Below are 25,592 nucleotides of genomic sequence, written 5' to 3' on the forward strand. Positions count from 1 at the left end.
GGAGTATGACGGCAGAGTTTCAGGCGGCTCATCCCGGCAGGACACGGTGGTTTGCACCCTTTGAGTGGATGCTGGCAGGGCGGTATTTACGTTCAAGACGCAAAGAAACATTCATTTCTATTATTGCCGGCCTTTCTTTCCTTGGGATCACGCTTGGTGTTGCGACCTTGATCATCGTCATGGCGGTCATGAATGGGTTTCGCACTGAGTTGCTGACGAAAATTCTGGGTATCAACGGTCACGTTCTGGTGCAGCCCATTGATAGTCCGCTCAATGACTTTGATGAAACCACTCTTAAACTGACCGGTATTGATGGCGTTGACTTTGCTATGCCTTTTGTTGAAGGGCAGGCAATGATTTCGGGCCCCGGTGCTGACCTTGGGGCATTGTTTCGCGGTGTACGCAAGTCTGACCTTGATAAGTTGAGCCTTGTTTCCGACAATGTGTTGCTGGGAACGCTTGATGGGTTTGATGAAGGTGATGGCATCGCAATCGGGTCGCGTCTTGCTCGCCAGCTTGGCGTGAGCATTGGCGACAGCGTGCGTGTGATTACACCGCGCGGCAGTATAACCCCAATGGGTATGACGCCGCGTGTGAAGGCCTATCCCGTCTCTGCGATTTTCCAGATCGGCATGAGCGAGTATGATGGTACGATCGCTTTCATGCCATTCAACGAAGCGCAGCTTTATTTCAATAAGGAGGGCCTGGCTACGGGTATTGAGGTTTATGCCGATGACCCAGATGCCGTTGGCCCATTGCGCCCGCTCATTGAAGAGGCCGCAGAACGACCTGTCTTTGTTTCTGACTGGCGTCAACGCAATATGACGTTCTTCTCTGCGCTTGAAGTTGAGCGCAACGTTATGTTCCTGATTTTGACACTGATTGTGCTTGTGGCTGCTTTGAATATCATTTCAGGCATGACTATGCTGGTGAAAGATAAGGGCCGCGATATCGCAGTGTTACGCACGATGGGTGCGACCCGTGGCGCTGTCATGCGGATTTTTATCATCACTGGTGCAAGTATTGGAACCATCGGAACATTTGCCGGATTTTTGCTGGGGACGCTGGTGTGCTGGAATATTGAAAGCATTCGTCAGGCAATTTCCTGGATGACGTCAACAGAGCTGTTTTCGCCTGAACTTTATTTCTTGTCGAAGTTGCCAGCTGAGATGGATACCGGTGAAACGGCGAGTGTTGTTCTCATGGCTCTCGTTTTGAGCTTGCTGGCTACGATATACCCTGCCTGGCGTGCAGCCCGGCTCGATCCTGTTGAGGCTTTGCGCTACGAATGATGAATAAACCAACAAAACCGGTGGAAGGCGTGTCTCTGAACGGCGAGGAGCGTGTTCCTGTATTGAGTCTGCAAGGCGTTTCCAGAAGTTTTGATGAGGGTGCGAGTAAACTTGAAATCTTAAAGGGCGCAGACCTGAACCTTTATGAAGGGGAGATGGTTGCCCTTGTTGCGCCTTCTGGTGCCGGAAAATCAACACTGATGCACCTTGCTGGCCTGCTTGAAAAACCGCAGAGTGGCGAAATCATGATTGGTGGGCGGGAATGTTCCAAGCTCAACGATGAAGCGCGCACTGCTATTCGGCGCACAGATATTGGATTTGTTTATCAGTTTCATCAGCTCCTTCCTGAATTTACTGCTTTGGAAAATATTGCGTTGCCGCAGATGATTTGCGGGTTGAAGCGCAAGGATGCAGAAGAGCGGGCGCGGCAGTTGCTCTCATATATGCGGTTGACGGATCGCGAGACACATCGCCCGGCAGAGCTGTCTGGTGGTGAACAGCAGCGTGTCGCGATTGCTCGCGCAGTTGCAAATGCCCCTCGTGTTCTGCTTGCCGATGAGCCAACCGGCAATTTGGACCCCAAAACATCGCAGTATGTGTTTGAGGCGCTTACTGCGTTGGTGCGTGCCTCAGGAGTTGCTGCACTGCTTGCGACGCATAACCTTGATATCGCCAAGCAAATGGACCGGCGAATAACGCTCAAAGACGGCAAGGTTGTCGAGCTTCCATAATGTTTCAAGTGCCAGCGATGTCCTCGCTGGCATTTTTGTATTTTGACAATGTTCTCCCATATTTCTCCTCGCCATTGACCAATGTAAAGCGCATTCGCTATGGGCTGCCGCGCGTAATTCCCCAGAAGTATTAACGCAAATGAATCAGTTAACTGTTTGACTTGAAAGGCTGAAATTCTCGGCCATTAGTGGTTGGCGTTTGCCTGTCTTGCTTACATAAACAGATCATTAACCAACCGGACAACTGGGCTATTTTGGGGGTTGTGTGAAATAGAACATTTGTGGAACATAGCATGTACAAATAGTGTTCAAATTAGTGGGTGTTCATTATGGCATATATTCTGCGCGAAGCTGCTGCATTCGGTTCTGTTGTCCTTTTTGGTAGCAGTTGTTTGATCTGGGGAGAGGCTTTGACGCGTATCTTGCCCTAGGCTTTATACTGCGCGTTAAAGGGGAGAACCTTTGGGAAACTCGGGATAACCGACCTTCCATTTTTTTCCAGAATTGCATTTTGCTTTAGGCTCCTCCAAATGAGGTGTTACTGTCGCTCATATTCAGCGAACTAAAAGGTTCAAGATGTCATCTCCAGGCTTTGTCCATCTTCGCGTTCATTCTGCATTTTCTTTGCTGGAAGGGGCTTTGCCCATAGGCAAGCTGATTGATCTTGCGTCCAAGGATGAGCAACCTGCTCTTGCAATTACCGATAGCGGGAACCTTTTTGGGGCTCTGGAGTTTTCGGAAAAAGCGTTTGGCTCTGGGCTGCAGCCCATTGTCGGGTGTCAGGTTTGCGTTAATTTTGGTGACCAGCCTGACGCTGTTGGGGATGAAGCTGTCAGTGACTTGGTGCTTCTGGCAGTCAACGAACAAGGCTACGAAAACCTGATGGACCTTGTGTCCCGCGCATTTTTGGACACCGAGCCGGGTCTTAAGGCGAGTGTGCCTCTTGCCCGCGTGCTGGATAAATCCGCGGGTGTGATTGCGTTGACAGGTGCTAGCGAAGGGCCCATCAACTCACTGTTGCTTGAAGGTGAAGGCGCGCTCGCAAAGTCCCGTTTGGAAGTTTTGAAGGGTGTGTTTGGGGATCGCCTTTATGTGGAGCTGCAGCGCCACAATATGAAAGGTGAGGAAGATGTTGAGGCCGAGCTCCTTAACCTTGCCTATGCTTTAAGTATCCCCATTGTTGCGACCAATGAATCATTTTTTCCCAATCCTGATGATTATGAGGCACATGATGCTCTCATTGCGATCTCAGAAGGGCGTGTGATTGTTGAGACTGATCGACGGCAGTTGACGCCGGACCATTGCTTTAAAACACGCCAGCAAATGATGGAGCTGTTTTCTGACCTACCGGAAGCGTTGGAGAATTCGGTCAATATTGCACGCCGGTGTCATTATCGGCCACTGAAACGAGCACCTATTTTGCCCCGATTTGCAGGTGCTGATGCAGATGGCGAGGAGGCTGAGCGCGCTGAATCAGATGAGTTGACCCGTCAGGCGAAAGAGGGGCTGCGTGCACGTTTAGACCTGCACGGACTTGCGCCTGACCTTGAAGAAAAAGATTACTGGGACCGGTTGGATTACGAGCTGGGCATCATCATTCGGATGAAATTCCCAGGTTACTTCCTGATCGTTGCTGACTTTATTAAGTGGGCAAAAGGGCAGGATATCCCGGTGGGCCCTGGTCGTGGCTCTGGTGCTGGTTCGCTTGTTGCCTGGTCTTTGACCATTACCGACCTGGATCCGATGCGGTTCTCATTGCTGTTTGAACGTTTTCTGAATCCAGACCGCGTTTCCATGCCGGATTTTGATATCGATTTTTGCCAGAATAGGCGAGAAGAGGTGATCCGTTATGTTCAGCGCAAGTATGGCCGCGAGCAGGTTGCGCAGATCATTACCTTTGGAACGTTGCAGGCCAAGGCTGTGCTGCGCGATGTGGGGCGTGTCTTGCAGATGCCCTATGGCCAGGTGGATCGTCTTAGTAAGCTTGTTCCAGGCAACCCCGCTAACCCTGTGACTTTGAGCGAGGCGCTTGAACAAGAGCCGCGATTGCGCGAAGCGACAAAGCAGGAGGAGGTGGTTGATCGCCTCTTGAAGATGGCGCAAAAGCTGGAAGGGCTTTATCGTCACGCTTCAACCCACGCGGCAGGTGTTGTTATCGGGGACCGCCCGTTAGAACAGCTTGTCCCACTGTACCGCGATCCGCGTTCCGACATGCCTGTCGCGCAGTTCAATATGAAGTGGGTGGAGGCTGCCGGTCTTGTTAAGTTTGACTTTCTTGGCCTGAAAACACTTACGGTTATTGATACAGCTGTGGCGCATATCAAAAAGCGTGGTATCAACGTAAAGATTGAAGAAATCCCGATTGATGACCCTGCAACTTATAAGCTGCTTGCCGCCAGTGAGACCGTTGGCGTGTTCCAGCTGGAAAGTCAGGGCATGCGGCGGGCGATTGCTGGGATGCGGCCTGACAGGTTTGAGGATATTATTGCGTTGGTGGCGCTGTACCGGCCCGGCCCAATGGATAATATTCCAATCTACAACGCTGTTAAACATGGAGAGCAAGAGCCGGACTACCTTCACCCGCTTCTTGAACCTATCCTGACTGAAACGAACGGCATTATCGTTTATCAGGAACAGGTGATGCAGATCGCCCAGGTGTTGTCTGGCTACTCCCTTGGTGAAGCGGATTTGCTGCGCCGTGCGATGGGTAAAAAGATTGCCGCTGAAATGGAAATTCAGAGGGCGCGGTTTGTGGAAGGGGCCGTTGCGCAAGAGGTCAATAAAGATCAGGCCGGAATGATCTACGACCTTGTTGCTAAGTTTGCAAACTACGGCTTCAACAAATCTCACGCGGCAGCCTATGCGCTGGTGGCCTATCAAACAGCTTGGTTAAAGGCGAACTATCCGGTTGAGTTTCTCGCTGGCATCATGACGCTCGACCTTGGAAATACAGATAAGCTCAGTGATTTTCGCCAGGAAGCTCTGCGTATGGGCATTGAGGTTGTGCCCCCTTCAGTCAATAAATCTGGTGTGCATTTTGATGTTCTAGATGGAAAGATTGTCTACGCCATGGGGGCGATTAAGGGTGTCGGTGAGCAAGCGGTTGAGCATATCGTAGAGGTGCGCGGGGACAAGCCTTTTGCTGACATGGCTGACTTTGCAACGCGCATCAGTCCTAAGGTTCTTAATAAGCGTACTATCGAAAACCTTATTGCTGCAGGCGCTTTTGATGAAATGAACGCCAACCGTGCACAGTTGCTGGATGGTCTGGAGCGCATTGTTGGTATGGCGCAGCGTACGGAGGAGAATAAAACCTCTGGGCAAAATGACTTTTTTGGCGGAGATAGTGCGCCTGAGCCGCTCATTCTCAACCCTACTGATCCGTGGCTTCCATCTGAGCGTTTGCAAAAAGAGTATGCTGCGGTTGGGTTTTATATTTCTGCCCATCCGCTTGATGAATATCACAACTTGTTCACCAAGTTGCGCGTGCAGCTTTGGAAGGACTTTGAGCGATCAGTCAAAGCAGGCTCTTCTGCCGGGCGTTTGGCTGGGACTGTAACTGCAAAACAAGAGCGCAAGACCCGTACCGGGAACCAAATGGGTATTGTGCGAATTTCAGATCCGACAGGGCAATACGAAGCAGTTCTTTTTTCTGAGACGCTTAATCAGTGTCGTGATTTGCTTGAGCCGGGGCAATCTGTTGTGCTGCTCGTTCAAGCTGACATGCGCGATGATGAAGTGAGTGTGCGTATTTCTCAGGTGGAACCATTGGAGAAGGTGGCTGGCAGGGTGCATCGGACCTTGCGGGTCTTCCTTAATTCAGATGAGCCGATACAAAGTCTGAAGCGCCAGTTGCGCCGGGGGGGCGATGGCGAGGTGAGCTGCGTTGTACTGTTGGATAACGGTCAGCGCGAAGTGGAGGTCAAACTTCCGGGCAACTATCAGCTCTCGCCACAACTTTCTGGCGCGTTGAAGACACTGCCAGGTGTGATGGACGTTCAGATGTCTTAGTCTGCTTCGGGATATGCAAAAAAGAACCCCGCTGAAGATGTTCGGCGGGGTTTGCTATTTTAGGGCATGTTGCGTTTATTGGTGTTCATGCTAACTGCACCGACACTAAAAGATCTTCTGGATGACCTGTTCAGCGCAGGCGTAGCCAAGGTTTCTGGCGAAGCGGTCTACGCGCCTTTGTCCTTGCTCAGCCAGATCAGTTAAATCGGCATGATCAATAACGTTGCAGGTTGAGGCAGCGAGGATTTTGCCATCCTTGGCGGAAACCAGGAGTGCGCGTCCGCGGTAACGGTAAGAGAGATTTGCGAACCAGCCTGCGCCCTGCATTTCTGACTGATAGATGACTGTTGATACATCCAAGTAATAACCAGAGTAACCGGTTTCTCTGGCGAGCTTTGTAAGAGCTTTTGCGCGTTTTTCCTCGCTGATGGTCGGTTTGCTATATGGGCCCTTGATCGTGCCCTTAAAGCGGAACTTGTGGGTGCTCTGCAGATATTTGGTCAACCGGTCGCGCATGGCGGTTTGAGGATCGTGTTTGGCTGCGGGAATGGAGGCCATCTCGCCATAGGCGCCAGAGGCTGCATTCATGGCTGTGGTTACAACAATACCCAGCAGGCCATGCTGGACGCCATGGGTGTTGAAGTGGTCTTCTCTCACATGTCGGTTTTTGACGGGCTTCACAGAGGATTTGGAGATCGTCTTTGCATCAATGTCCGAAAGCTTGACGGTTTTGGCGCAGCCGCCCAATGTCAAAGTCACAAGCGCTGCTACTATCAGTTTGTTTAGTGCCATTTTAAAATATGCCCGAATTGAGTCTTTTTGTTGTTAATTTGTTAATCATGGTTTTTTCAAAAAATATAATGTGTAATGCGCATACCCACAGTTTGATTTAGCAGCTGGTTGCTGCGGTTAAAGCGGTAAAATTCTAAGTTGCGTAAACAGAGCCGAATGGCGAGATGAGTTGCGTTGTGCTGTTGGATAACGGTCAGCGCGAAGTAGAGGTCAAATTTCCAGGCAATTATCAGCTCTCACCACAACTTTCTGGCGCGTTGAAGACACTGCCAGGTGTGATGGACGTGTAGATGTCTTAGGCTTTGGTTTGTGCAAGTTATTAAACAACCCCGCTGAATATATGCAGTGGGTTTTACTAGGTCCGCTGACAGGTACTTTCCATAGCAACGATCATGCTGAAAGACGGATTTTTCTCCTTGATAACGTACTCGCGGGTATTGTTGGCCAGTCGCCGCTCGTTCTGACACAACAGATAATGAGTATCGGCAAATAACCGCCTCGTTCCCCATAAAATACCATGCAACCACCTTTATAAGTTGCGCGTGTATTGATAGCTCTACCATTGAGGGTGCTAATCTTGGTTTTCACATTGACTGTTAGCTGACGGGAGCCTCTCACATCAACTGTGGGGAGATTGATATGCGCTATGTTGAAGATAGGCCAAATACTGTTGTTAGAATTTTTTATATTGTTGGCATGATTATTATTGCCATATCCCTAATATCATTTGCAGTCGGCTTCATAGCCGCGATGGGATCGTATAACTTTTGGGCCGCTGTTACAGCTTTATTCTTTACCGCCGGTACAGGGATGATTACAGGTTTGGGTTTTATTGCGGCTGCGCAGATTTTGTATTTTCTTCGCAAGAATTATGAAGAACTCGAAGAGCAAAACAGAATTCAAAGGCGGAAAGACTAAGTCTCGGTATCTACCAGAGCAGTATTGGAAGTTGCAATATCAGGATTGTTCGATGCTTGTTGAATGAATTTTGATTGCGTGTCGAATTTGAAATGTGAGGGTGCTGCGGGATATAGCTATTCAGGTGTGCTTGGTGGTTTGAGGGCGGAACTCTGCTAATGGACTTTCCTTCATTTCATCTTGTTAGATGGATGCGTTCATTACTATTTGGGCCTTGGCGCTAGGTAAGTCACGCTGAACACCATGAGTGTTAATGTTTTCTACCGAGATTTATCAGTTCCTGAGTGGAGTTGCTGAAGGTTTTGTGCTTGCGCTTGCGTCAGTCTCTAACAGTTTGGTTTCGCGTCTCGTTACTTCGGTCTAAGGAGTAAGCTTTCCGGTTGCATGACTGCGGGAAAGGGCGTCTGATTTGCTAATTCAAGCCTATATGTTGATCTTAAGTCTTGGGTGCTTGATCTTCTTGAAAAGGGGTTCTATAAGCCCACCATCCCGCACGCAGGGCGGGGTTTGCCTACATGGTGAACTCCATCCGGTTAGAGAGTTGCACGCAAGTGCTGCCCTGCGGAGGATTAAACCGGAAAACTATGGAGAATAACGGCATGGCATTGCCTGATTTTACTATGCGTCAGCTGCTTGAAGCTGGCGTCCATTTTGGTCACCAGAAGCACCGCTGGAATCCAAAGATGAACAACTACATCTTTGGCGTTCGCAATAACATTCACATCCTTGATCTTGGTCAGACAGTTCCACTTCTGCACCAGGCTCTTAAAGCTGTGTCTGATACTGTTGCTGCTGGTGGTCGCGTTCTTTTGGTTGGCACCAAGCGCCAGGCTCAAGAAGCTGTTGCAGAAGCTGCTCGCAACTCTGCTCAGTACTACGTGAACGCGCGTTGGCTCGGCGGCATGCTGACCAACTGGAAGACGATCTCTCAGTCCATTCAGCGTCTGCGTAAAGTTGAAGAACTGCTTGACGGTGGTGATGCAAACCGCATGACCAAGAAGGAGCGTTTGTTCCTTGACCGTGAGCGTCAGAAGCTTGAGCGTAACCTTGGCGGTATTAAAGACATGGGCGGTATTCCCGACCTGATCTTTGTTATCGACACCAACCGTGAAGCAAATGCTATTCAGGAAGCTCGTCGTCTGGGCATTCCGGTTGCTGCGATCCTGGATTCCAACTGTGATCCAGACGGCATCACTTACCCAGTTCCGGGTAACGATGATGCTGGTCGTGCAATTACCCTTTACACCGATCTGATCGCTCGCGCTGCTATTGACGGCATCGCACGCGCATCCGGTTCTATGGGTATCGATCTTGGCGAATCTGAAGAACTCCTTGAAGAGCCAGTTCTTGCTGAAGAAGCTGCTGTTGAAGCAGTTGTTGCTGACAAGAGCGAAGGCTAAGGCTTTCTTTTGGGAAGCGCATTTATGCGCTTCCCCTCCAGTTTATATGTGGCCTTTCTCGCGAGATTCGCAGGATTGCCGCTGTCGCTATGCGATCAATCGGATGGAGCCGTAGGGAAGTCGGTTTCCTCTGATTTTTTATGACACACTCCCGTCCATGAGGCTAACATGAGCATTACCGCTGCTATGGTAAAAGAGCTCCGCGAAACAAGCGGTGCTGGCATGATGGATTGTAAAGCTGCCCTGAAAGAAACAGGCGGTGATATGGAAGCAGCAGTTGACTGGCTGCGCACCAAAGGCCTTGCAAAGGCTGCTAAAAAGGCTGGCCGCGTTGCGGCTGAGGGTCTTGTTGCAGTTGTAGCTGAAGGTAACAAAGCTGTCGTTGTTGAGGTTAACTCCGAAACTGATTTTGTTGCGCGTAACGAAAACTTTCAGAAGCTGGTTCGCGACATTGCCGCAACTGCACTGAGCGTTGACGGTGACGTAGAAAAGCTTGCAGCCGCATCTTACCCAGGTTCTGACAAGAGCGTTGAAGGCGAACTGAAGGAAGCTGTTGGCACCATCGGTGAAAACATGACCCTTCGTCGTTCTGCTGGCTTGTCCGTGTCTGAAGGCGTTGTTGCTTCTTACATGCACAACGCTGCAGGCGAAGGCCTTGGCAAAATCGGTGTTCTTGTTGCTCTTGAATCTGCAGGCGATGCAGACAAGCTGGCAGCTCTTGGTAAGCAGATTGCAATGCACGTTGCAGCTACAAACCCAATGGCGCTGAGCACTGATGAGCTGGACGCAGACGCTGTTGAGCGTGAGCGCGCAGTTTACATGGAACAGGCTCGTGAGTCTGGTAAGCCTGAAAGCATCATCGAAAAGATGGTTGAAGGTCGCCTGCGTAAGTTCTATGAAGAAGTTACACTGGTTAAGCAGTCTTTCGTTATCAACCCTGATCTGACTGTAGAGAAGGCCGTTGAAGAAGCTGCTAAAGAAATTGGTTCTCCTATCAAACTCACGGGCTTTGTTCGCATTGCCCTTGGTGAAGGTATTGAAAAAGAAGAAACAGATTTCGCAGCTGAAGTTGCGGCTGCTGCTGGTAACTAATTTATTGAGGGCGTCGACTCTGTCGACGCCCTCTTTGTATCTGGATGCATAAGAAGAGGTTTACTATGTCTGAGGGTGTTCGCTGGAAACGGGTTCTTTTGAAGCTTTCAGGGGAAGCGCTGATGGGCGATCAGCAATTTGGTATCGACCCGAAGGTGGTTGAGCGGGTTGCTGAGGAAATATCTGAAGCTGTAAACCTGGGCGCACAATTTGGTATTGTTGTCGGTGGCGGTAACATCTTCCGTGGTGTTGCATTGTCTGCTAAGGGCGGCAATCGTGTTACTGGCGACCACATGGGTATGCTGGCAACCATTATGAATTCGCTCACGCTTGCCGATGCTTTGAATAAAAAAGGCATTCAGGCGCGTGTGCTGTCCGCAGTTCCGGTTCCTTCCATATGTGAGAGCTTTACTCAGCGCGGTGCAGAGCGTTACATGGAAGATGGTGACGTTATCTTGTTTGCCGGTGGTACGGGTAATCCGTTCTTTACAACTGATTCTGGTGCGGCTTTGCGTGCTGCTGAAATGCAGTGCAATGTGTTCCTGAAGGGGACGAGTGTGGACGGCGTTTATGATGCTGACCCTAAGCTAAAGCCGGATGCAAAGCGTTTTGACACGCTTACACCGGGGGAAGTTCTTGAAAAGAACCTCAAAGTCATGGATGCGGCTGCAATTGCACTTGCCCGAGACAACTCTATTCCTGTAGTTGTCTTTTCCATCAAGACGTCTGGCGCACTTGTGAATGTGCTGCGCGGACAGGGGCTGTTTACGGTCATTGAAGACTAATAGACGCTGATCTGGCGTTTGGCAGTTGGAATGATGACCAGGGTCGGTTTCTTTTTAAGGGAGGCCGATCCTTTAAAATATATGCGAAAGAGGAAATTATGGCTGAGCTTGACTATGGCGATATTGACCGCCGCATGAGTGGTGCTGTTGCAGCTTTGAAACATGAGTTTACTGGTCTTCGTACTGGTCGTGCTTCTGCAAGTATGCTGGATAAGATCACTGTTGATGCTTACGGTTCTCCAATGCCGATCAACCAGGTGGCTACTGTGAGCGTTCCTGAGTCTCGCATGATTTCTGTTCAGGTCTGGGATCGTTCTATGATGCAGGCAACTGAAAAGGCTATCCGTGAATCAAACCTCGGTTTGAATCCGGTTGTGGATGGAATGGTTCTGCGTTTGCCGATTCCTGAGCTCAATGAAGAGCGTCGTCATGAACTGGTCAAAGTTGCGCATAAATTTGCGGAACAAGCAAAGATCGCTGCACGTCATGTTCGCCGTGATGGAATGGATTCCATTAAAAAGCTCGAAAAAGCTGGTGACATGAGTGAAGACGATGCGCGTGTTGCTTCTGATAAGATTCAGAAGATGACTGACGACATCATTAGTGAGGTCGAAACCGTCCTTGCTAAGAAAGAACAGGAGATCAAGCAGGTTTAATCCTGTTTGAGAGCGGGGGCTATATGACGGCGAGCGTAGAATTTCAGGCCGTGGACGCAAATTCCGAGATCGGACTTTTGAATGTGCCTCGTCATGTCGCCATTATTATGGACGGCAATGGCCGTTGGGCTGTGCGTCGTGGTCTCCCGCGTACTGAAGGGCATCGTCGCGGTGTGAAAACACTGCGCGCTGCCGTCAAACACGCGCAAAAGCGCGGAATCTCCTATCTGACGCTTTTTAGTTTTTCCTCCGAGAACTGGTCGCGCCCACAGCAGGAAGTCTCTTTCCTGATTGGTTTGCTGCGACGGTTCGTGCACGACGATTTGGCTGAGCTTGTGCAGGCTAATGTTAAAGTTCGTGTGATCGGAAGTCGGGAAAACCTCGATAAATCCATGCAGGTCCTGTTGAATGATGCGGAGGAAAAGACCGCGCATTGTACAGGCCTGGTTTTGGTTATTGCTTTTAACTATGGTGCACGGGACGAATATGTTCGTGCGGTGCGCGTGCTGGCTGAGCGCGTGGAAGCTGGCGAGTTGAACGCTGCTGACATCGTGGAGGATGATGTCAGTGCCTGTCTGGATACCAAAGATATTCCAGATCCGGATCTCATTGTCCGCACGGGGGGGGAGCAAAGGCTTTCTAACTTCCTGTTGTGGCAGGCAGCCTATGCCGAATTCTATTTTGCTCCTGCGCCCTGGCCTGAGTTCGATTCAGATGCCTTTGATGATGCTTTGCTGGCGTTTTCTAACCGTGATCGACGGTATGGGGGTCTGAGCTGTGACGCGACTGGGACGTGATGCCTGATCAAAAAAATCAGAACAATTCTGAAAGTTCATCCGGGGGAATTGTTCGGCGTGTTTTGAATGCCAATCCGGATTTGCTTTTACGCGCACTTTCTGCCGTTATTCTTGCTCCTATCGCACTTGTTCTGACCTGGGCAGGTGGTTTCTGGTTTGCTGGCCTTGCGCTGTTGGGTATGCTGATCGTTTACTGGGAATGGCACCGGATTATCCTGCAAAATACACTCAGACCCATTGCTTTACTGGGTTATGTATTACTTCTTTTTATTGGATACGCTTACTATCTGGCCGAGCCGATATGGATCGCAGCTGGGTTGGTTGTCGGAGCGTTGGTCCTTTATGGCGCCGGTGGTTTTGATCGGTCCGCGCGCTGGCTGAGCCACGGCTATCTTTACGCTGGTCTTTCTCTTGTCGCTTTACTGAGCCTGCGGCAGGGGGATGAGGGGCTTTTCTTCATCATTTACCTCTTCCTCGTTGTTTGGGGAACGGATATTGGCGCCTATGTCTGCGGGCGTAGCTTTGGTGGTCCTAAACTTTGGCCTGCTGTTTCGCCGAATAAGACCTGGAGCGGCGCTCTGGGCGGCATTGCCTTTTCGTCGCTGTTAGGAATGGGCTTTGTTGCGTTTGCTGGCGGTACGCAGTTGCTGTGGGCCTTCGCGTTAGCTGTGGTGCTTTCTGCTGTGTCGCAGCTTGGGGATCTCTTTGAAAGCTCACTGAAGCGCCGCTTTAAAGTTAAGGACTCCAGCCGCCTTATCCCTGGTCACGGTGGTTTGCTCGACCGGGTTGATGGTCTTGTCGCCGCTGCGGTGTTCTCCTATGTGATTGGTGTTATGCTGGGTGGGCAGCTGTTCGATCCAAACGCAGGCTTGATGCTGTTTGCCTCGTGATGCGGGCAATTTTCAGGTCCACCTGCGATTTTGTTGATTTGCAAGGGTTGTTTAAATGACAAAGACACTGTCTGTCCTGGGAGCGACCGGATCGGTTGGTACCAGTACGCTCAAAGTTATCGCACACAGCCCTGAGCGCTATGAGGTTGATGCCCTTGTTGCTGGTAGCAACGTGGCTGGACTTGCCCAAGCTTGCCGGGAAACTGGCGCAAAACGGGCCGTCATTGGAGATTCAACAAAATTTGAGGCGTTGAAAGATGCGCTATCTGACACTGATGTTGAGGTGAGTGCTGGCCGTGAGGCTGTGCTTGAGGTTGCGCGCCGCAAGGTCGATGTGCTGGTCTCCGCTATGGTCGGAGCAACAGGGCTTGAGCCGACTGTTGCGGGTATTAAAGCAGGCAGTAACATTGCGCTTGCTAACAAGGAGACCATGGTTTGTGCTGGCTCTCTTGTATGTGCGCTGGCGGAGAAGCATGGCTCAAAGTTGTTGCCGATGGATTCAGAGCACAACGCCATCTTTCAGGTGTTTGAGCAAGATGAACCCAAAGCCGTTGATAAAGTCATTTTAACTGCGTCTGGCGGCCCATTTCGAACATCGACACTCGATGAGATGCGCGTTGCGACGCCGGAGAGGGCGCTTAAGCACCCTAACTGGTCCATGGGACAGCGCATTACCATCGACAGTGCCTCTATGGTCAATAAGGGGCTGGAGCTGATCGAGGCCTATCATCTGTTCCCAGTTGAGCCTGATCAGTTGGATGTTTTGGTCCATCCACAATCTATTGTCCATGGGATGGTTAGATATTGTGACGGGTCACTATTGGCCCATATGTCAGTTCCGGATATGTGCGGTCCAATTGCGCATTGCTTGTCTTACCCCACCCGTAAGAGTGCGCCTGTTGCAGAGCTTGATCTGGGGATGATTGGTCGTCTGGACTTTGAAAAGCCCGATTTAAGCCGTTTTCCTGCGCTTTCTCTTGCCCGCCATGTGATGGCACTTGGTGACGGCGCTGGGACAGTTTTTAATGCTGCTGATGAAGTGGCGGTCGATGCATTTCTTCGCGGTCATATCGGCTTTTTGCAGATTCCTGAACTTCTTGAGGATGTTCTGAATCGGCTTCAAGCGGAAAATAGGCTAGATTGTTCAGATCAGCTGGAGGAGATTCTTCAGTTGGATCAGATGGCACGTCGAGTTGCAAACGAAGTTATAGGGAAGATGGCCGCTTAGTTCGGTTCCCTTTTGAGAATAAGGTAAGGCTGTTCGCATGGACGTTCTGAGTTCAGTTCTGGGTGGTTCGCTTGGAGTCATCATCCCATTTTTGGCTGTGCTTACCGTGGTCGTGTTTTTTCATGAGCTTGGACATTTTTTGGTTGCGCGCTGGTGCGGGGTAAAAGTCCTTGCGTTTTCAGTCGGGTTTGGACCTGAACTGCTTGGGCGCAATGATAAGCACGGAACGCGCTGGAAAGTATGCGCAATACCGCTTGGCGGCTATGTGAAGTTCTCAGGTGATGAGAATGCTGCAAGCTTGCCTGATCGTGACGGTCAATCCCAAATGGATGAGGACACACGTAAAAGTGCGTTCTTTGCAAAGAATCCGTGGCAGCGGTCGGCTGTCGTAGCTGCCGGACCTATCGCAAACTTCATTCTTGCGATTGTCATTTTTGCAGGAATGTTTGCTTTCCTTGGAAAGTACGAGACGTTGCCGCGCGTGGATCAGGTAAGCCCTGACAGTGCTGCGCAGGTGGCTGGCTTGCAGCCGGGAGACCTTATCGTCGCCATTGATGGCACGCCCGTCGAGAGCTTCAATGACGTTCAGCGCATTGTGACTGCAAGCGCGGGTATTCCGATTGAAATTGATGTTGAGCGTGGAAATGCGATTGAGCGTTTGACTGCGACACCGGAACTTAAAGAAATTAGTGATGGGTTCGGGAATACGCAGAAGGTCGGAATACTCGGTATTCAACGGAACACATCTGAACAAGATATCATAGTTAAGCGTTTTGGCCCCGTGGAAGCCCTGGGTGAAGGGGTGAAGGAGACCTGGTATATTCTTGATAGGACATTGGGCTATATTGGCGGCCTGTTCCTAGGGAAAGAAGACCCGGATCAACTCGGGGGGCCGATTCGTGTGGCGCAAATCTCCGGGCAAGTTGCGACCCATGGTATTTTACCACTAATTAACCTCACCGCAGTTTTGTCTATATCTATCGGTTTACTTAACCTTATGCCCGTTCCCATGCTGGATGGGGGGCACTTGCTGTACTACATCATAGAGATTGTAAGGGGGAAGCCGTTGAGCGAGAAACTGCAGGATTTCGGGTTCCGTATTGGAATCACACTGGTTCTACTACTAATGGTATTTGCAACATGGAATGATCTGCGATCGATAATCGGCTCTTAGGTAAGTTGCATGATTAAATTTAGGCAAAGGATTGGGCAAATTGCATTAAATCCAGTTGAAGTGCCTTGCTTTACTCTGAAAACCTTGTACAAAGTTCCTAGGTGTTTCAGATTCTATCCATTACCCTGAAACGCATTAGTGATCAAAGGATCAGGGGACTAATGCAACTTCAGACTGAAAATAAAAGGCATAGCAATTCTATGCAGTCATTTAAGAACCTGTCACGTGTGTCTCTTTTGGCAATCGCCGTTGCAGCAACTAGTACAGTTGCTCCAGTGGGAACTCCGCTCATCGGAGCGGGAGTTGCTCGGGCCGCAGTGGTTAACAAAATTGTTGTCAACGGTGCGACGCGTGTCGAAGACGAGACAGTTCGTGACTACCTGACTATTCGTCCGGGGAAATCGTTTTCTGCCATTGATATCGATGAGAGCCTGACAACGCTTTACGCGACTGGTTTGTTTGCTGATGTATCTATCGGTCAACGCGGCAGCACGCTTATTGTTGATGTGAAAGAAAATCCGGTTATCGGTCGGATTTCCTTTGAGGGTAACAAGCGACTGGCAGATGATGCTTTGAAGTCTGTTGTTCGTTCGTCCGAACGCTCCATGCTTACACGGGCGCGTGTTCAGTCTGATGCTCAAAACCTTCTTGAAGCTTACCGTCGCTCTGGTCGTTACCGTGCGTCTGTGGAGCCAAAGATTATTGAGCGCGCGAATAATCGTGTCGACTTGGTGTTTGAGATCGAAGAAGGTGACAAGACTGGCGTTGCCCGTATTTCCTTCATCGGTAACAAAGCGTTCTCAGATGGTTACCTGCGTGAGCAGATTCAGACGCGCGAAAGTGGATTCCTTGGCTGGTTGCGTACAACCGATGTGTATGACCCTGACCGTCTCAATGTAGACGAAGAGTCTTTGCGTCAGTTCTACTACCAGAAGGGCTATGCAGACTTCCGTATCGTTTCGGCCGTTGCTGACCTGGACCGTGAGCAGAACATTTTTTATGTGACGTTCACTGTTGATGAGGGTGAGCGCTACGAATTCGGTGATATCGGCGTTGATACGTCTTTGTCAGCAATTGATCCTGAAGCAATGCGTCAATACGTACGCACTCAGTCCGGTGATACTTACAACTCTTTGGAAGTTGAGAAGACACTTGAGGCTTTGACGCTGGAAGTTTCCAAAGCAGGTTACGCATTTGCGCAGGTTCGTCCTCGCGGCGAGCGTGATTACGAGAACAAGACTGTTTCGATCACTTACCTGATCGAAGAAGGTCCTCGGGTTTACGTTGAACGTATTAACGTGCGCGGTAACGACCGTACTCGTGAATATGTGATCCGTCGTGAATTCGATCTGGCAGAAGGGGATGCTTATAACCGCATCCTGCTGGATAAAGCTGAACGTCGTCTGCAAAATACACAATATTTCCAAAGCGTTCGCATTACGCGCCAGCAGGGCAGTGCCCCTGACCGTGTGATCATTAACGTGGATGTTGAAGAGCAGCCAACCGGTGAAGTTTCATTCGGCGTTGGTTACTCCACTTCTGACGGTGTGATTGGTGATATCTCTATCACTGAGCGCAACTTCCTTGGTCGTGGTCAGTACGTTAAAGCTGCTGTTGGTGGTGGTACCGACAACCAAAAGTACGAGTTCAAGTTCGTTGAACCATTCTTCATGGGTCGCCGTATCTCTGCTGGTCTGGATGTGTATCGTCGCGTTTACGACCAAAACAGCACACGTGCTTATGAAGAGCAGACAACTGGTGGTGCTGTGAACTTCGGTCTTCCGCTTCGTGAAGACGAGTTGACGCTCAACCTGTTCTACAAGCTTTACCAGCGCGATCTTTCTCGTAGCGACTCCACAGACATTAATGACTGTGCTGAGGATGTGTCTCTTGGTGTGTGTGACTCTTTGGGTCAGTACACAACTTCTCTGGCAGGTTTCTCCTTCGTCTACAATACACTGGATAACAACCTGTCTCCTCGCGATGGTGTGGTCGTTTCCTATGAGCAGGAAGTTGCGGGACTTGGTGGTATATCTCAGTATGCTCGTGGTCAGCTTAAGGGTAGTGCGTTCCAAGAACTTTATCCTGAATGGGGTCTCCTCGGCTTCGTGAAGGGTTCTGCTGGCTATATCGAATCTATCGGTAATCGTCTGCGTGTGACTGATCAGTTCCAAGGCTCACCGGAGGTTATCCGTGGCTTTGAGAGCAATGGTTACGGCCCGCGTGATTCCGTTGGCGGCGATGCGCTTGGTGGTAAGTACTTCGTAGCTGGTACCGTTGAAGGTCAGTTCCCATTCCCAGTCTTCCCAGAAGAGCTTGGTTTGTCAGGTGCGGTCTTTGCTGATGCTGGTTCCCTTTGGGGCATTGATAGCGATCTTTCTAATGTGATCGGGAATACCGTTCAGTCTGAAGACTTCTATCTGCGTGCCTCAGTTGGCTTCGGTGTGTTGTGGCAGTCCCCGTTTGGACCGCTGCGTGCTGATTTTGCTTGGCCTGTCCTCAAAAACGATGTTGATGAAACGCAGGTATTCAAGCTCAGTGGTGGTACACGCTTCTGATCTAGCCAAAATTTGATTATAATCGGTCGCCGACACCCTCGGCGGCCGTTTTTTTGTGTAGGATCCTATGACCGAACCATCCAATCAACCTGAAGTTAGCCCAGTTTTCTTCCCTGAAGCTCAGAAGATAACGATTAAACAAATTGCTGAGTGGGCTGGGGCGGAGATTGTTCGTGGTGATGGCGATTTGACCATTTCCGGTGTTGTGCCGCTTGATGCGGGTGTCGCCGGGACTCTGGTGTTTATTGACAACCCCAAATATCTTGACCAACTTACCGAGACGCACGCAACCGCGTGTTTGGTGAGTAAGAAGCATCTGGAGAAAGTGCCTGAGGGCGTGATCCCGCTGCTTGCCAAGGAGCCTTATCGTTCGCTTTCGAAGGTCTTGGCAAAGCTTTACCCTTCTGCGATGCGTCCACTTCCTGCTACATCTGAGCGGGGAGTGAGTGCAGCTGCGTTTGTGGAAGACAGCGCTGTGCTGGGCGAAGGGGTTATCGTAGAGGCTGGAGCGGTGATTGGCGCAGGTGTTGTCATCGGGGCGGGCTCTGTTGTTGGTCCCAATGCCGTGATTGCCTCCAATTGTCAGTTGGGTGAGCTGTGCTCCATTGGTGCAAATTCCAGTGTGCAGCATAGTGTTTTGGGTGACCGCGTTATCATTCATCCCAATGTAAGTTTGGGACAGGATGGGTTTGGTTTTGCGATGGGCGCAGGCGGACACATAAAGGTTCCGCAGGTTGGCCGTGTCGTGATTGGCAATGATGTTGAAATTGGTGCCGGTTCCTGTGTTGATCGTGGCGCAAATCGTGACACAATCGTGGATGATGGAACCAAGATTGATAATCAGGTTCAGATTGGGCATAACGCCAACATTGGCAAACACTGTGTAATTGTATCCCAAGTGGGAATCTCAGGTAGTGCTACGCTTGAGGATTATGTGGTAATGGGAGGAAAGTCAGGTGTATCCGGCCACGTTCGCGTGGGCATGGGTGCGCAGATTGCCGGCGTTAGTGCTGTGCACGAAGACCTGGCCCCTGGTGGGCGCTATGGCGGTGTGCCAGCGCGACCGATACGGGAGTGGTTTAAAGAAATAACCATGATCCGCCGACTTGCTGCGCAGGGCAGCAAGAAAAAAGAGAATTAGAGCCGGGATTATATCTCGAAAGCTGACTGGTGAGAGAGGCGAGGAAGCCCTCCTGTTCCTTGAGAGGGAGCGGGCCCAGTCTAAACCGATATTATTGAGGCATTATGATGAGTGATGTAGAGACCCAAATACTGGACAGCGCCGATATCATGCGCGTGATGGAGCTGTTGCCGCACCGCTACCCGTTTTTGATGATCGACCGGATTGTTGATATTGATGGCGATAATTCTGCTGTTGGTATCAAGAATGTAACCATCAACGAACCGCACTTCCAGGGTCACTTCCCAGGTAAGCCTGTTATGCCGGGCGTGCTTCTTATTGAAGCCCTGGCACAAACTGCAGGTGCTATTTGCGTGCATGCACGTAACAACACAGATGCACCTTCACTGGTTTACTTCATGACCATTGATAAGTGTAAGTTCCGCAAGCCAGTCGTTCCTGGTGACCAAGTTCGCTTTCATGTGAAGAAAATCCGTAATCGTGCCACAATTTGGAAGTTTGAAGGTGTTGCGATGGTTGACGGACAGAAAGTCGCTGAAGCAGAAATTAGCGCAATGCTTGTCGACTCAGATCAGGCGAATTGAGGTCGTTAATGCAACAGATACATCCCACCGCGATTGTCGAGGATGGGGCCGTACTTGGAGAGAATGTCAAGATCGGTCCCTACTGCATGGTGGGCCCCAAGGTTACTCTTGGCGATGATGTAGAACTTGTTTCTCATGCTGTTATTGCCGGGCGTACGACCATTGGAGCACGCAGCAAGATTTTTCCATTTGCTAGCATAGGGCATCAGCCGCAGGATTTGAAATACGCGGGTGAAGATACGCTTTTGGAGATTGGTGAAGATAACCAGATCCGTGAGCACACGACCATGAACCCTGGCACTGCTGGTGGCGGTGGTGTTACGCGTGTTGGAAATGGCTGCTTGTTTATGATGGGCACTCATGTTGGTCATGATTGTCTGGTGGGCAATGGTGTTATCATGGCAAATAACGCGACGCTTGCAGGTCATGTTGAAGTTGAAGACCATGTCATTTTTGGTGGCTTGTCGGCTGTGCGTCAGTGGTGCCGGGTTGGAGCGCATTCGATCATTGGTGGTTTGACCGGTGTTGAGTTTGACGTCATTCCTTACGGCTCAGTAATTGGTGACCGAGCGCGTCTTGCTGGCCTGAACCTGATTGGTTTAAAGCGGCGCAACTTTTCTCGTGAAGAGATCCATGCCCTTCGAGGTGCTTACAAGGAGATCTTTAACGGTGAAGAGGGAACCTTGCGTTCGCGTGCTGATGCGGCCCGCACCAATTATGCAGGTTTTGACGGCGTGCAGACGATGACCAAGTTTATGCTGGATGACGAAAAGCGTAGCTTTTGTACACCACGCAAGTCCGGCGAATAAGGGTCTGTTTTGAATTCATGACGAAGCAGGCTCCTATTGCTGTGATCGCCGGTGGCGGCGATTTGCCCGGGCTAGTCATTCGCTCAGCTTTGGCGCAAGGTCGTGATGTGGTTACTATCGCAATCAAAGGGGAGGCAGATGCCTCCCTTTCTGCGTTTAACCCTGTTGAGCTTGGTTGGGGGCAGATTGGCAAGTTGTTCTCAACACTGAAATCGCGAGGCGTGCGAGATGTCGTCCTGATTGGCGCAGTGCAGAGACGGCCGGACTTTACATCCATTCTTGGTGATTTTGGTACAATGTGGCGGTTGCCGCGTATTATCGCTGCTGTTGTGGGTGGTGATGATCATTTGCTGGTGAAGGTTGCCGGTATATTTGAACGAGAGGGGTTGCACGTGGTTGGTGCTCATGAAGTTGCTCCGGGACTGGTTGCAAATCCTGGCCATGTGGCTGGACCAAAGCCAGATGCCAAAGCTTTAAGTGATATGGAGCTTGCAATTCAGGCCGTGGACGCTGTGGGCCGGCTGGATATCGGGCAGGGTGCGATTGCAGTGGGTGCGCGCGTGGTGGCTGTTGAAGGGGCTGAGGGCACAGATGCCATGCTGGAGCGTATTACTGCGCTGCGTGCCAATGGGCGTGTGCGTTCCAAAGGGGCGGCTGGTGTGCTTGTAAAGTGCTCTAAGCCGCAACAGGACCTGCGCCTTGATATGCCGACCATTGGGCCGCAAACCATACAAAAAGCCTCTGATGCTCAGTTGAAGGGCGTTTGTGTTGAAGCTGGGCGAGTCTTGGTGGTGCACCGCGATGAAGTGGAGCGACTGTGTAATGAGCTTGGCGTTTTTCTTTACGGCTGTACGCGCAATGAAGACTTTGAAGGGCATGAGGGTTAAGGCATGAGTGATATTGTGCGCGCAAAGCCGTTTAAGGTGTTCTTCGTGGTTGGTGAAGAGTCTGGTGACCAGCTTGGTGCTGAAGTGATTAAATCACTACGGGCTCTAATTGGTGAGCGTCTTCAGGTGTGCGGCATTGGCGGCGAGCGCATGGCGATCCAAGGTGTTTCCTCTCTGTTTCCGCTTGATGATATCGCAGTTATGGGCATCACAGCGGTGTTGGAACGATTGCCTACGATTATCAAACGCGTGCACCAGAGCGTGGATGCGGTGATTGCTGAGCAGCCAGATTTGCTGCTGATTATCGACTCTCCTGATTTCACTCACAATGTTGCTAAACGGGTTCGCAAGAAAGCGCCTCATATTCCGGTCGTTGATTATGTCAGTCCTTCTGTTTGGGCGTGGCGTCCGGGTCGAGCGAAGAGGATGGCTGTTTATGTGGATCGGCTGCTTGCTCTTTTGCCGTTTGAGCCTGAGACGCATCAGCGCCTTGGCGGGCCGCCTTGCACCTATGTGGGGCATCCCTTGATTGAACGCCTTGCTGACCTGCGCCCGGGACCTGGCGAGCGCCAACCGTTGGGCGCTGGCAAGAAGCAGCTGATCGTCCTGCCAGGCTCTCGCGGCAGTGAGGTCACTCGTTTGCTGGAGCCCTTTGGAAAGGCAGTTGAGCTGATATGTGCCCAGGAGCCAGATGTGGTTGTCACGATCCCGGCTGTGCCTCATCAAGAAGCGCGCATTCGTGAAGGGGTTCAATCCTGGGCGGTGAAGCCTTATATTGTGTGCGGAGAGGCGGAGAAGTTTGCAGCAATGCGGAAAGCAAATGCAGCGCTTGCCGCCAGTGGTACGGTGACATTGGAGCTTGCTATTGCTGGCGTGCCTATGACTGTCGCCTATAAGCTGGACTGGTTTTTCCGTCGGCTCAAGCAAATGAATCGCTATGTTAAGATTATCGGGGCGAACACAATGGTGTTGCCCAATCTGGTGTTGGGAGATAATTCCATACCGGAATTTCTAGAGGACGAAGCCACGCCGGAAGCCATGAGCGCCTCTGTTTTGAGGTTGCTGCACGATAGCCCTGAGCGTCAGGCTCAACTTGACGCGTTTACGCGTATTGATGAGCGCATGAAGCTGCCAGCAGGTGACAGCCAGGCTGGTAAGGCTGCTCGAGCTATTTTGGAAACCGCTGGAGTTTTGGTTTAGCTACCTCTTAAAATGGTTTAATAATGTTATTTATCTCACTGAATTATATGAGTTTATCTATTTATATAAAGTGATTCTTTAATGCGATGATAGATTGCATAAGGTGGGTTTGCGGGGCCTGTGTGAACAGGAATGCCGCGAGAGACTGTGTTGCGCTCTTGTTGCCGCTTTGTGCAAATGGCTGGCTATTGAGTTGAATGGATCGTGACTTTGCCGCGGCATGTGCCGTCTGAAAAGACGCCCGAGGCTGAGCCGCTTCCAATCAGTGCGGTTGCAAAGACCTTCATTTCTACGGGCTCAGTGTTCTTTTCATTTGGAAAGATAAGCTCGTATTCGTTCTCCATTGAGAGAATGCCATCCCCAATCGTGCCGCCGGTGGATGATATAATGACTCTAGGCTCTTGCCCTGAGGTCTTCTTATCTGGCTCTCTTGGGGTGCCTGACAGTTCTGCTGTTGTGAACCCGGATTTATAGCGTTTTTCGCAGATGCCATCATCCGGTCTTCCGTCTGCCAAGGTTAGCTCAGAGAATGTGACAACCTCATCGTCATGATCAGCTTTCTGATTGTCAGCTGCATCTGCGGTGCCGATGGTAAGCAGGAGACCAAGGCTTACAGCTGCGCTTAGGCGTTTTATCATAAAGGCTCTCACTTCTGGCTGTTGTCGCCTGACGCGGAGAGAGACTAGACCTGCTGTGTTAATGCATGCCCTCAGTTTTGCATAAACCTTGGTCAGGATGAAGGTTTGGTTTGAAGAGCCGGGCTGGTTTGAAGCAGTTTTTAAATGATCGCACCAGGTTGTGGTGCATTGTGCAGGACTTGGCCGGGTTGCAGCTTTTGTGCTGTGCGATGCGCTTGTGCATCCTTATAGTGCCTATGAGGGTGTGCGGAACCAATACAGTTTGAGGAGTATCTATGAAGGTCAGGAATGCGGTTTTAGCAGATGCTGCGCAGATCAGCGGTTTTTTACAGGAACTTGCTGCACTTGGAAAGCGCAGCCGACCAAGTGATGAGGGCTTTGTGTGCTCCAACTACATTGAGCATGAGGATAATATTCAGTGTGCTGTGGTGGAAGATGCTGATGGGTCACTCCTGGGGCTGCAGGTACTGAAAAAGGCGTGTGAGCATAACGCTTATGATGTGACGCCGGGCTGGGGCATAATTGGCACTCATGTGCGCGCAAGTGCAGGACGTCGTGGTGTTGGGCGTGCGCTGTTTGCTTCAACGCTGGTAGCGGCAAAGAGAGCAGGGTTGCAAAAGATTGACGCAACGATTGGCGCATCTAACCCGGAAGGCCTTGGGTATTATGAGGCCGTTGGTTTTCGCAGCTATAAAACCACTGAGACTTCTGTGAGCAAATGCTTTGAGCTGGATTAGCAGCTCACTTTAGCGAGACCTTATAATTTCTTGTTATTTGGCGTCCACAACCGTGAATTTTCCAGAACAAGAGCCATCTGAAAAGACGCCGCTGTAGATTTTGGAGTCTATGAAACCAGTGACGTATTGTGTGACTTCGAACTGCTTATCCGGGTCGCCGGGAAAGGTTGTCAGTAACTGTGAATGTTCTGCGTAGATGTGGTCTTCGCGCACTTCACTGCGGGCGTAGAGAAAGAATTTATGCCCCATGTCGGTGACAAACTGCCCCTGTTGGCCGTTGGGGTCAGGGTAAACTTTATATCCGGTGCCATATCGTTTGGTGCAAAAATCGCCTTCAATAGCATCATTGAGTGCTCGTAGGCTATCTATAGCGATTGTGCGTATGGTGGACAGGCGCTTGTTGTCTGCAAAGGGATTTGAAAGGTTGTCACGATTAATGAACTGACTGTTTGCTGGGCTTAGCATTGTGAGGGAGAGCGCTAAGGCTATGCCAAAACACATTTGTTTTTCAAGACTTATGTACTTTTCCATCTGAACCCCCGATGTTCTGTGCCTCTCATGTGTGAGGATTGGATTGCACTTGGATGCGGATGCATGATCCTTTTGAAGTTGAGAGGAAGTTTAGGCTGCGTCACTTAATACATCTGTATTGAGCCTGCATTTGTTTGAAGCAAATACTCATCGAATTTAGCCGGTATGGTCCTGACGTAGAGCGTGGTTTTTTTGGTGCAGCCAGAATTACGGCTAATGCAAGCTCCATGGACCGACTGTGACTTTGCCGGTGCATGTGCCATCGGTGAAGACACCGCTATAGGATTCCCCCCCTGCAAACCCAGTTACGAACTGCGTGACTTCAATCTCCTCATCTTGTTCTTTGGGAAAGGTCATCATGAAACGGTCGTGTTCTGCAAAAATGCCCTGTCCCATGATCTCACTTCTATCGACAAGCGTGATTGTATGGCCTTTGTCGCTGACGTAGGAGCGCTTGGGCGCATCCTTTGAGGGTGAGATCGTGTAGCCGTTTCCATAACGCTCAAGGCAGATAGAGTTATCTGAGGAGCCATCTTGCATGGTTAGCTCAGAGAAGGCGACGTTTCTCGTATCTTGAATGTTGGCAAAGGCGGAGGGCGAGGTGAGCAGGCAGCTGGCAAGAAGGCAAAAGGCAGTGGAAACGGGAACACAGTACTGGCGCATAAACACGTCCTTCTTCCTGATGGGCTTGCTTCGCCCAGCTGCCATTGAAATCACCAAGATATGAATGTGTTTGGGCAT

Annotated in this window: 24 protein-coding genes; 20 read left to right on the forward strand and 4 right to left on the reverse strand. The window is 50.6% G+C overall.

Annotation, left to right across the window (positions count from 1 at the left end; genetic code table 11):
* The first annotated feature begins 68 nt into the window (after nt 1-68).
* The 3 genes from BMZ51_RS11790 to dnaE all read left to right on the forward strand — a co-directional run bounded on the left by BMZ51_RS11790 (nt 69) and on the right by dnaE (nt 6,034).
* Nucleotides 69-1,292: a lipoprotein-releasing ABC transporter permease subunit gene (locus BMZ51_RS11790; RefSeq protein ID WP_068001204.1), complete on the forward strand. Its 1,224-nt coding sequence runs from the start codon at nt 69-71 to the stop codon at nt 1,290-1,292.
* Nucleotides 1,289-2,023, forward strand: coding sequence for an ABC transporter ATP-binding protein (locus tag BMZ51_RS11795; RefSeq protein ID WP_068001089.1), 735 nt, complete (start codon nt 1,289-1,291; stop codon nt 2,021-2,023). Before BMZ51_RS11790 ends, BMZ51_RS11795 begins: the two co-directional genes overlap by 4 nt.
* 576 nt (nt 2,024-2,599) lie before the next feature.
* The gene (dnaE, locus tag BMZ51_RS11800) at nt 2,600-6,034 is read left to right on the forward strand and encodes a DNA polymerase III subunit alpha (protein ID WP_068001093.1); all 3,435 of its coding nucleotides are present in this window, start codon (nt 2,600-2,602) and stop codon (nt 6,032-6,034) included.
* Nucleotides 6,035-6,139: 105 nt separating this feature from the next.
* Here dnaE and BMZ51_RS11805 read toward each other — a convergent pair whose 3' ends face one another.
* Entirely contained in the window at nt 6,140-6,826 is a 687-nt protein-coding gene (locus BMZ51_RS11805) for a hypothetical protein (protein WP_068001096.1), read from the reverse strand.
* 164 nt (nt 6,827-6,990) lie between these two features.
* On the opposite strand from BMZ51_RS11805, the gene BMZ51_RS24620 reads away from it, so the two are divergent.
* From BMZ51_RS24620 to lpxB, 16 genes are all read left to right on the forward strand, one after another.
* Nucleotides 6,991-7,116 carry a hypothetical protein gene (locus tag BMZ51_RS24620; protein WP_275078190.1) on the forward strand — a complete coding sequence of 42 codons (126 nt, stop codon included), beginning with the start codon at nt 6,991-6,993 and terminating at the stop codon, nt 7,114-7,116.
* A gap of 349 nt (nt 7,117-7,465) precedes the next feature.
* Entirely contained in the window at nt 7,466-7,744 is a 279-nt protein-coding gene (locus BMZ51_RS11810; protein WP_068001100.1) for a hypothetical protein, read from the forward strand.
* 599 nt (nt 7,745-8,343) lie between these two features.
* On the forward strand, nt 8,344-9,144 hold the full coding sequence (rpsB, locus tag BMZ51_RS11815) for a 30S ribosomal protein S2 (protein ID WP_068001208.1): 801 nt from the start codon (nt 8,344-8,346) through the stop codon (nt 9,142-9,144).
* A 168-nt stretch (nt 9,145-9,312) separates the two neighbouring features.
* Nucleotides 9,313-10,236 carry a translation elongation factor Ts gene (gene tsf, locus BMZ51_RS11820; RefSeq protein WP_068001102.1) on the forward strand — a complete coding sequence of 308 codons (924 nt, stop codon included), beginning with the start codon at nt 9,313-9,315 and terminating at the stop codon, nt 10,234-10,236.
* A 65-nt stretch (nt 10,237-10,301) separates the two neighbouring features.
* The gene (gene pyrH / locus BMZ51_RS11825) at nt 10,302-11,021 is read left to right on the forward strand and encodes a UMP kinase (RefSeq protein WP_068001105.1); all 720 of its coding nucleotides are present in this window, start codon (nt 10,302-10,304) and stop codon (nt 11,019-11,021) included.
* 98 nt (nt 11,022-11,119) lie between these two features.
* Entirely contained in the window at nt 11,120-11,677 is a 558-nt protein-coding gene (frr, locus tag BMZ51_RS11830; protein ID WP_074882057.1) for a ribosome recycling factor, read from the forward strand.
* 23 nt (nt 11,678-11,700) lie between these two features.
* Nucleotides 11,701-12,474 carry an isoprenyl transferase gene (locus BMZ51_RS11835; protein WP_068001108.1) on the forward strand — a complete coding sequence of 258 codons (774 nt, stop codon included), beginning with the start codon at nt 11,701-11,703 and terminating at the stop codon, nt 12,472-12,474.
* The gene (locus BMZ51_RS11840; RefSeq protein WP_068001114.1) at nt 12,474-13,364 is read left to right on the forward strand and encodes a phosphatidate cytidylyltransferase; all 891 of its coding nucleotides are present in this window, start codon (nt 12,474-12,476) and stop codon (nt 13,362-13,364) included. The genes BMZ51_RS11835 and BMZ51_RS11840 overlap by 1 nt, the downstream gene beginning before the upstream one ends.
* Before the next feature lie 55 nt (nt 13,365-13,419).
* Nucleotides 13,420-14,592: a 1-deoxy-D-xylulose-5-phosphate reductoisomerase gene (dxr, locus tag BMZ51_RS11845; RefSeq protein WP_068001117.1), complete on the forward strand. Its 1,173-nt coding sequence runs from the start codon at nt 13,420-13,422 to the stop codon at nt 14,590-14,592.
* A 37-nt stretch (nt 14,593-14,629) separates the two neighbouring features.
* Complete coding sequence (gene rseP, locus BMZ51_RS11850; RefSeq protein WP_068001120.1) at nt 14,630-15,766, forward strand: RIP metalloprotease RseP; 1,137 nt, start codon at nt 14,630-14,632, stop codon at nt 15,764-15,766.
* 200 nt (nt 15,767-15,966) lie between these two features.
* Nucleotides 15,967-18,324, forward strand: a complete 2,358-nt coding sequence (gene bamA / locus BMZ51_RS11855; protein ID WP_068001214.1) for an outer membrane protein assembly factor BamA — start codon at nt 15,967-15,969, stop codon at nt 18,322-18,324.
* Between the two features lie 67 nt (nt 18,325-18,391).
* A complete protein-coding gene (gene lpxD, locus BMZ51_RS11860; RefSeq protein WP_068001123.1) occupies nt 18,392-19,465 on the forward strand; it encodes a UDP-3-O-(3-hydroxymyristoyl)glucosamine N-acyltransferase in 1,074 nt (357 codons plus the stop codon).
* A gap of 107 nt (nt 19,466-19,572) precedes the next feature.
* Nucleotides 19,573-20,049, forward strand: a complete 477-nt coding sequence (gene fabZ / locus BMZ51_RS11865; RefSeq protein ID WP_068001126.1) for a 3-hydroxyacyl-ACP dehydratase FabZ — start codon at nt 19,573-19,575, stop codon at nt 20,047-20,049.
* 8 nt (nt 20,050-20,057) lie between these two features.
* Nucleotides 20,058-20,858: an acyl-ACP--UDP-N-acetylglucosamine O-acyltransferase gene (lpxA, locus tag BMZ51_RS11870; protein WP_068001129.1), complete on the forward strand. Its 801-nt coding sequence runs from the start codon at nt 20,058-20,060 to the stop codon at nt 20,856-20,858.
* Nucleotides 20,859-20,875: 17 nt separating this feature from the next.
* Nucleotides 20,876-21,745, forward strand: a complete 870-nt coding sequence (locus tag BMZ51_RS11875; protein WP_068001132.1) for an LpxI family protein — start codon at nt 20,876-20,878, stop codon at nt 21,743-21,745.
* Nucleotides 21,746-21,748: 3 nt separating this feature from the next.
* Nucleotides 21,749-22,945 carry a lipid-A-disaccharide synthase gene (gene lpxB / locus BMZ51_RS11880; protein WP_068001134.1) on the forward strand — a complete coding sequence of 399 codons (1,197 nt, stop codon included), beginning with the start codon at nt 21,749-21,751 and terminating at the stop codon, nt 22,943-22,945.
* A 185-nt stretch (nt 22,946-23,130) separates the two neighbouring features.
* Here the strand turns inward: lpxB and BMZ51_RS11885 are convergent, their stop codons facing one another.
* A complete protein-coding gene (locus BMZ51_RS11885; protein ID WP_068001137.1) occupies nt 23,131-23,583 on the reverse strand; it encodes a hypothetical protein in 453 nt (150 codons plus the stop codon).
* A gap of 275 nt (nt 23,584-23,858) precedes the next feature.
* Between BMZ51_RS11885 and BMZ51_RS11890 the strand changes: the two genes are divergently transcribed.
* Entirely contained in the window at nt 23,859-24,320 is a 462-nt protein-coding gene (locus BMZ51_RS11890; protein ID WP_068001140.1) for a GNAT family N-acetyltransferase, read from the forward strand.
* A 33-nt stretch (nt 24,321-24,353) separates the two neighbouring features.
* Here the strand turns inward: BMZ51_RS11890 and BMZ51_RS11895 are convergent, their stop codons facing one another.
* Together BMZ51_RS11895 and BMZ51_RS11900 are read right to left on the reverse strand one after the other, a co-directional pair.
* Entirely contained in the window at nt 24,354-24,851 is a 498-nt protein-coding gene (locus BMZ51_RS11895) for a hypothetical protein (protein WP_208979439.1), read from the reverse strand.
* A gap of 213 nt (nt 24,852-25,064) precedes the next feature.
* Complete coding sequence (locus BMZ51_RS11900; RefSeq protein WP_068001221.1) at nt 25,065-25,559, reverse strand: hypothetical protein; 495 nt, start codon at nt 25,557-25,559, stop codon at nt 25,065-25,067.
* Nucleotides 25,560-25,592 lie beyond the last annotated feature (33 nt).

The sequence above is a fragment of the Pseudovibrio axinellae genome (genome assembly GCF_900110875.1).
In the GTDB taxonomy this organism is placed as follows: domain Bacteria; phylum Pseudomonadota; class Alphaproteobacteria; order Rhizobiales; family Stappiaceae; genus Pseudovibrio; species Pseudovibrio axinellae.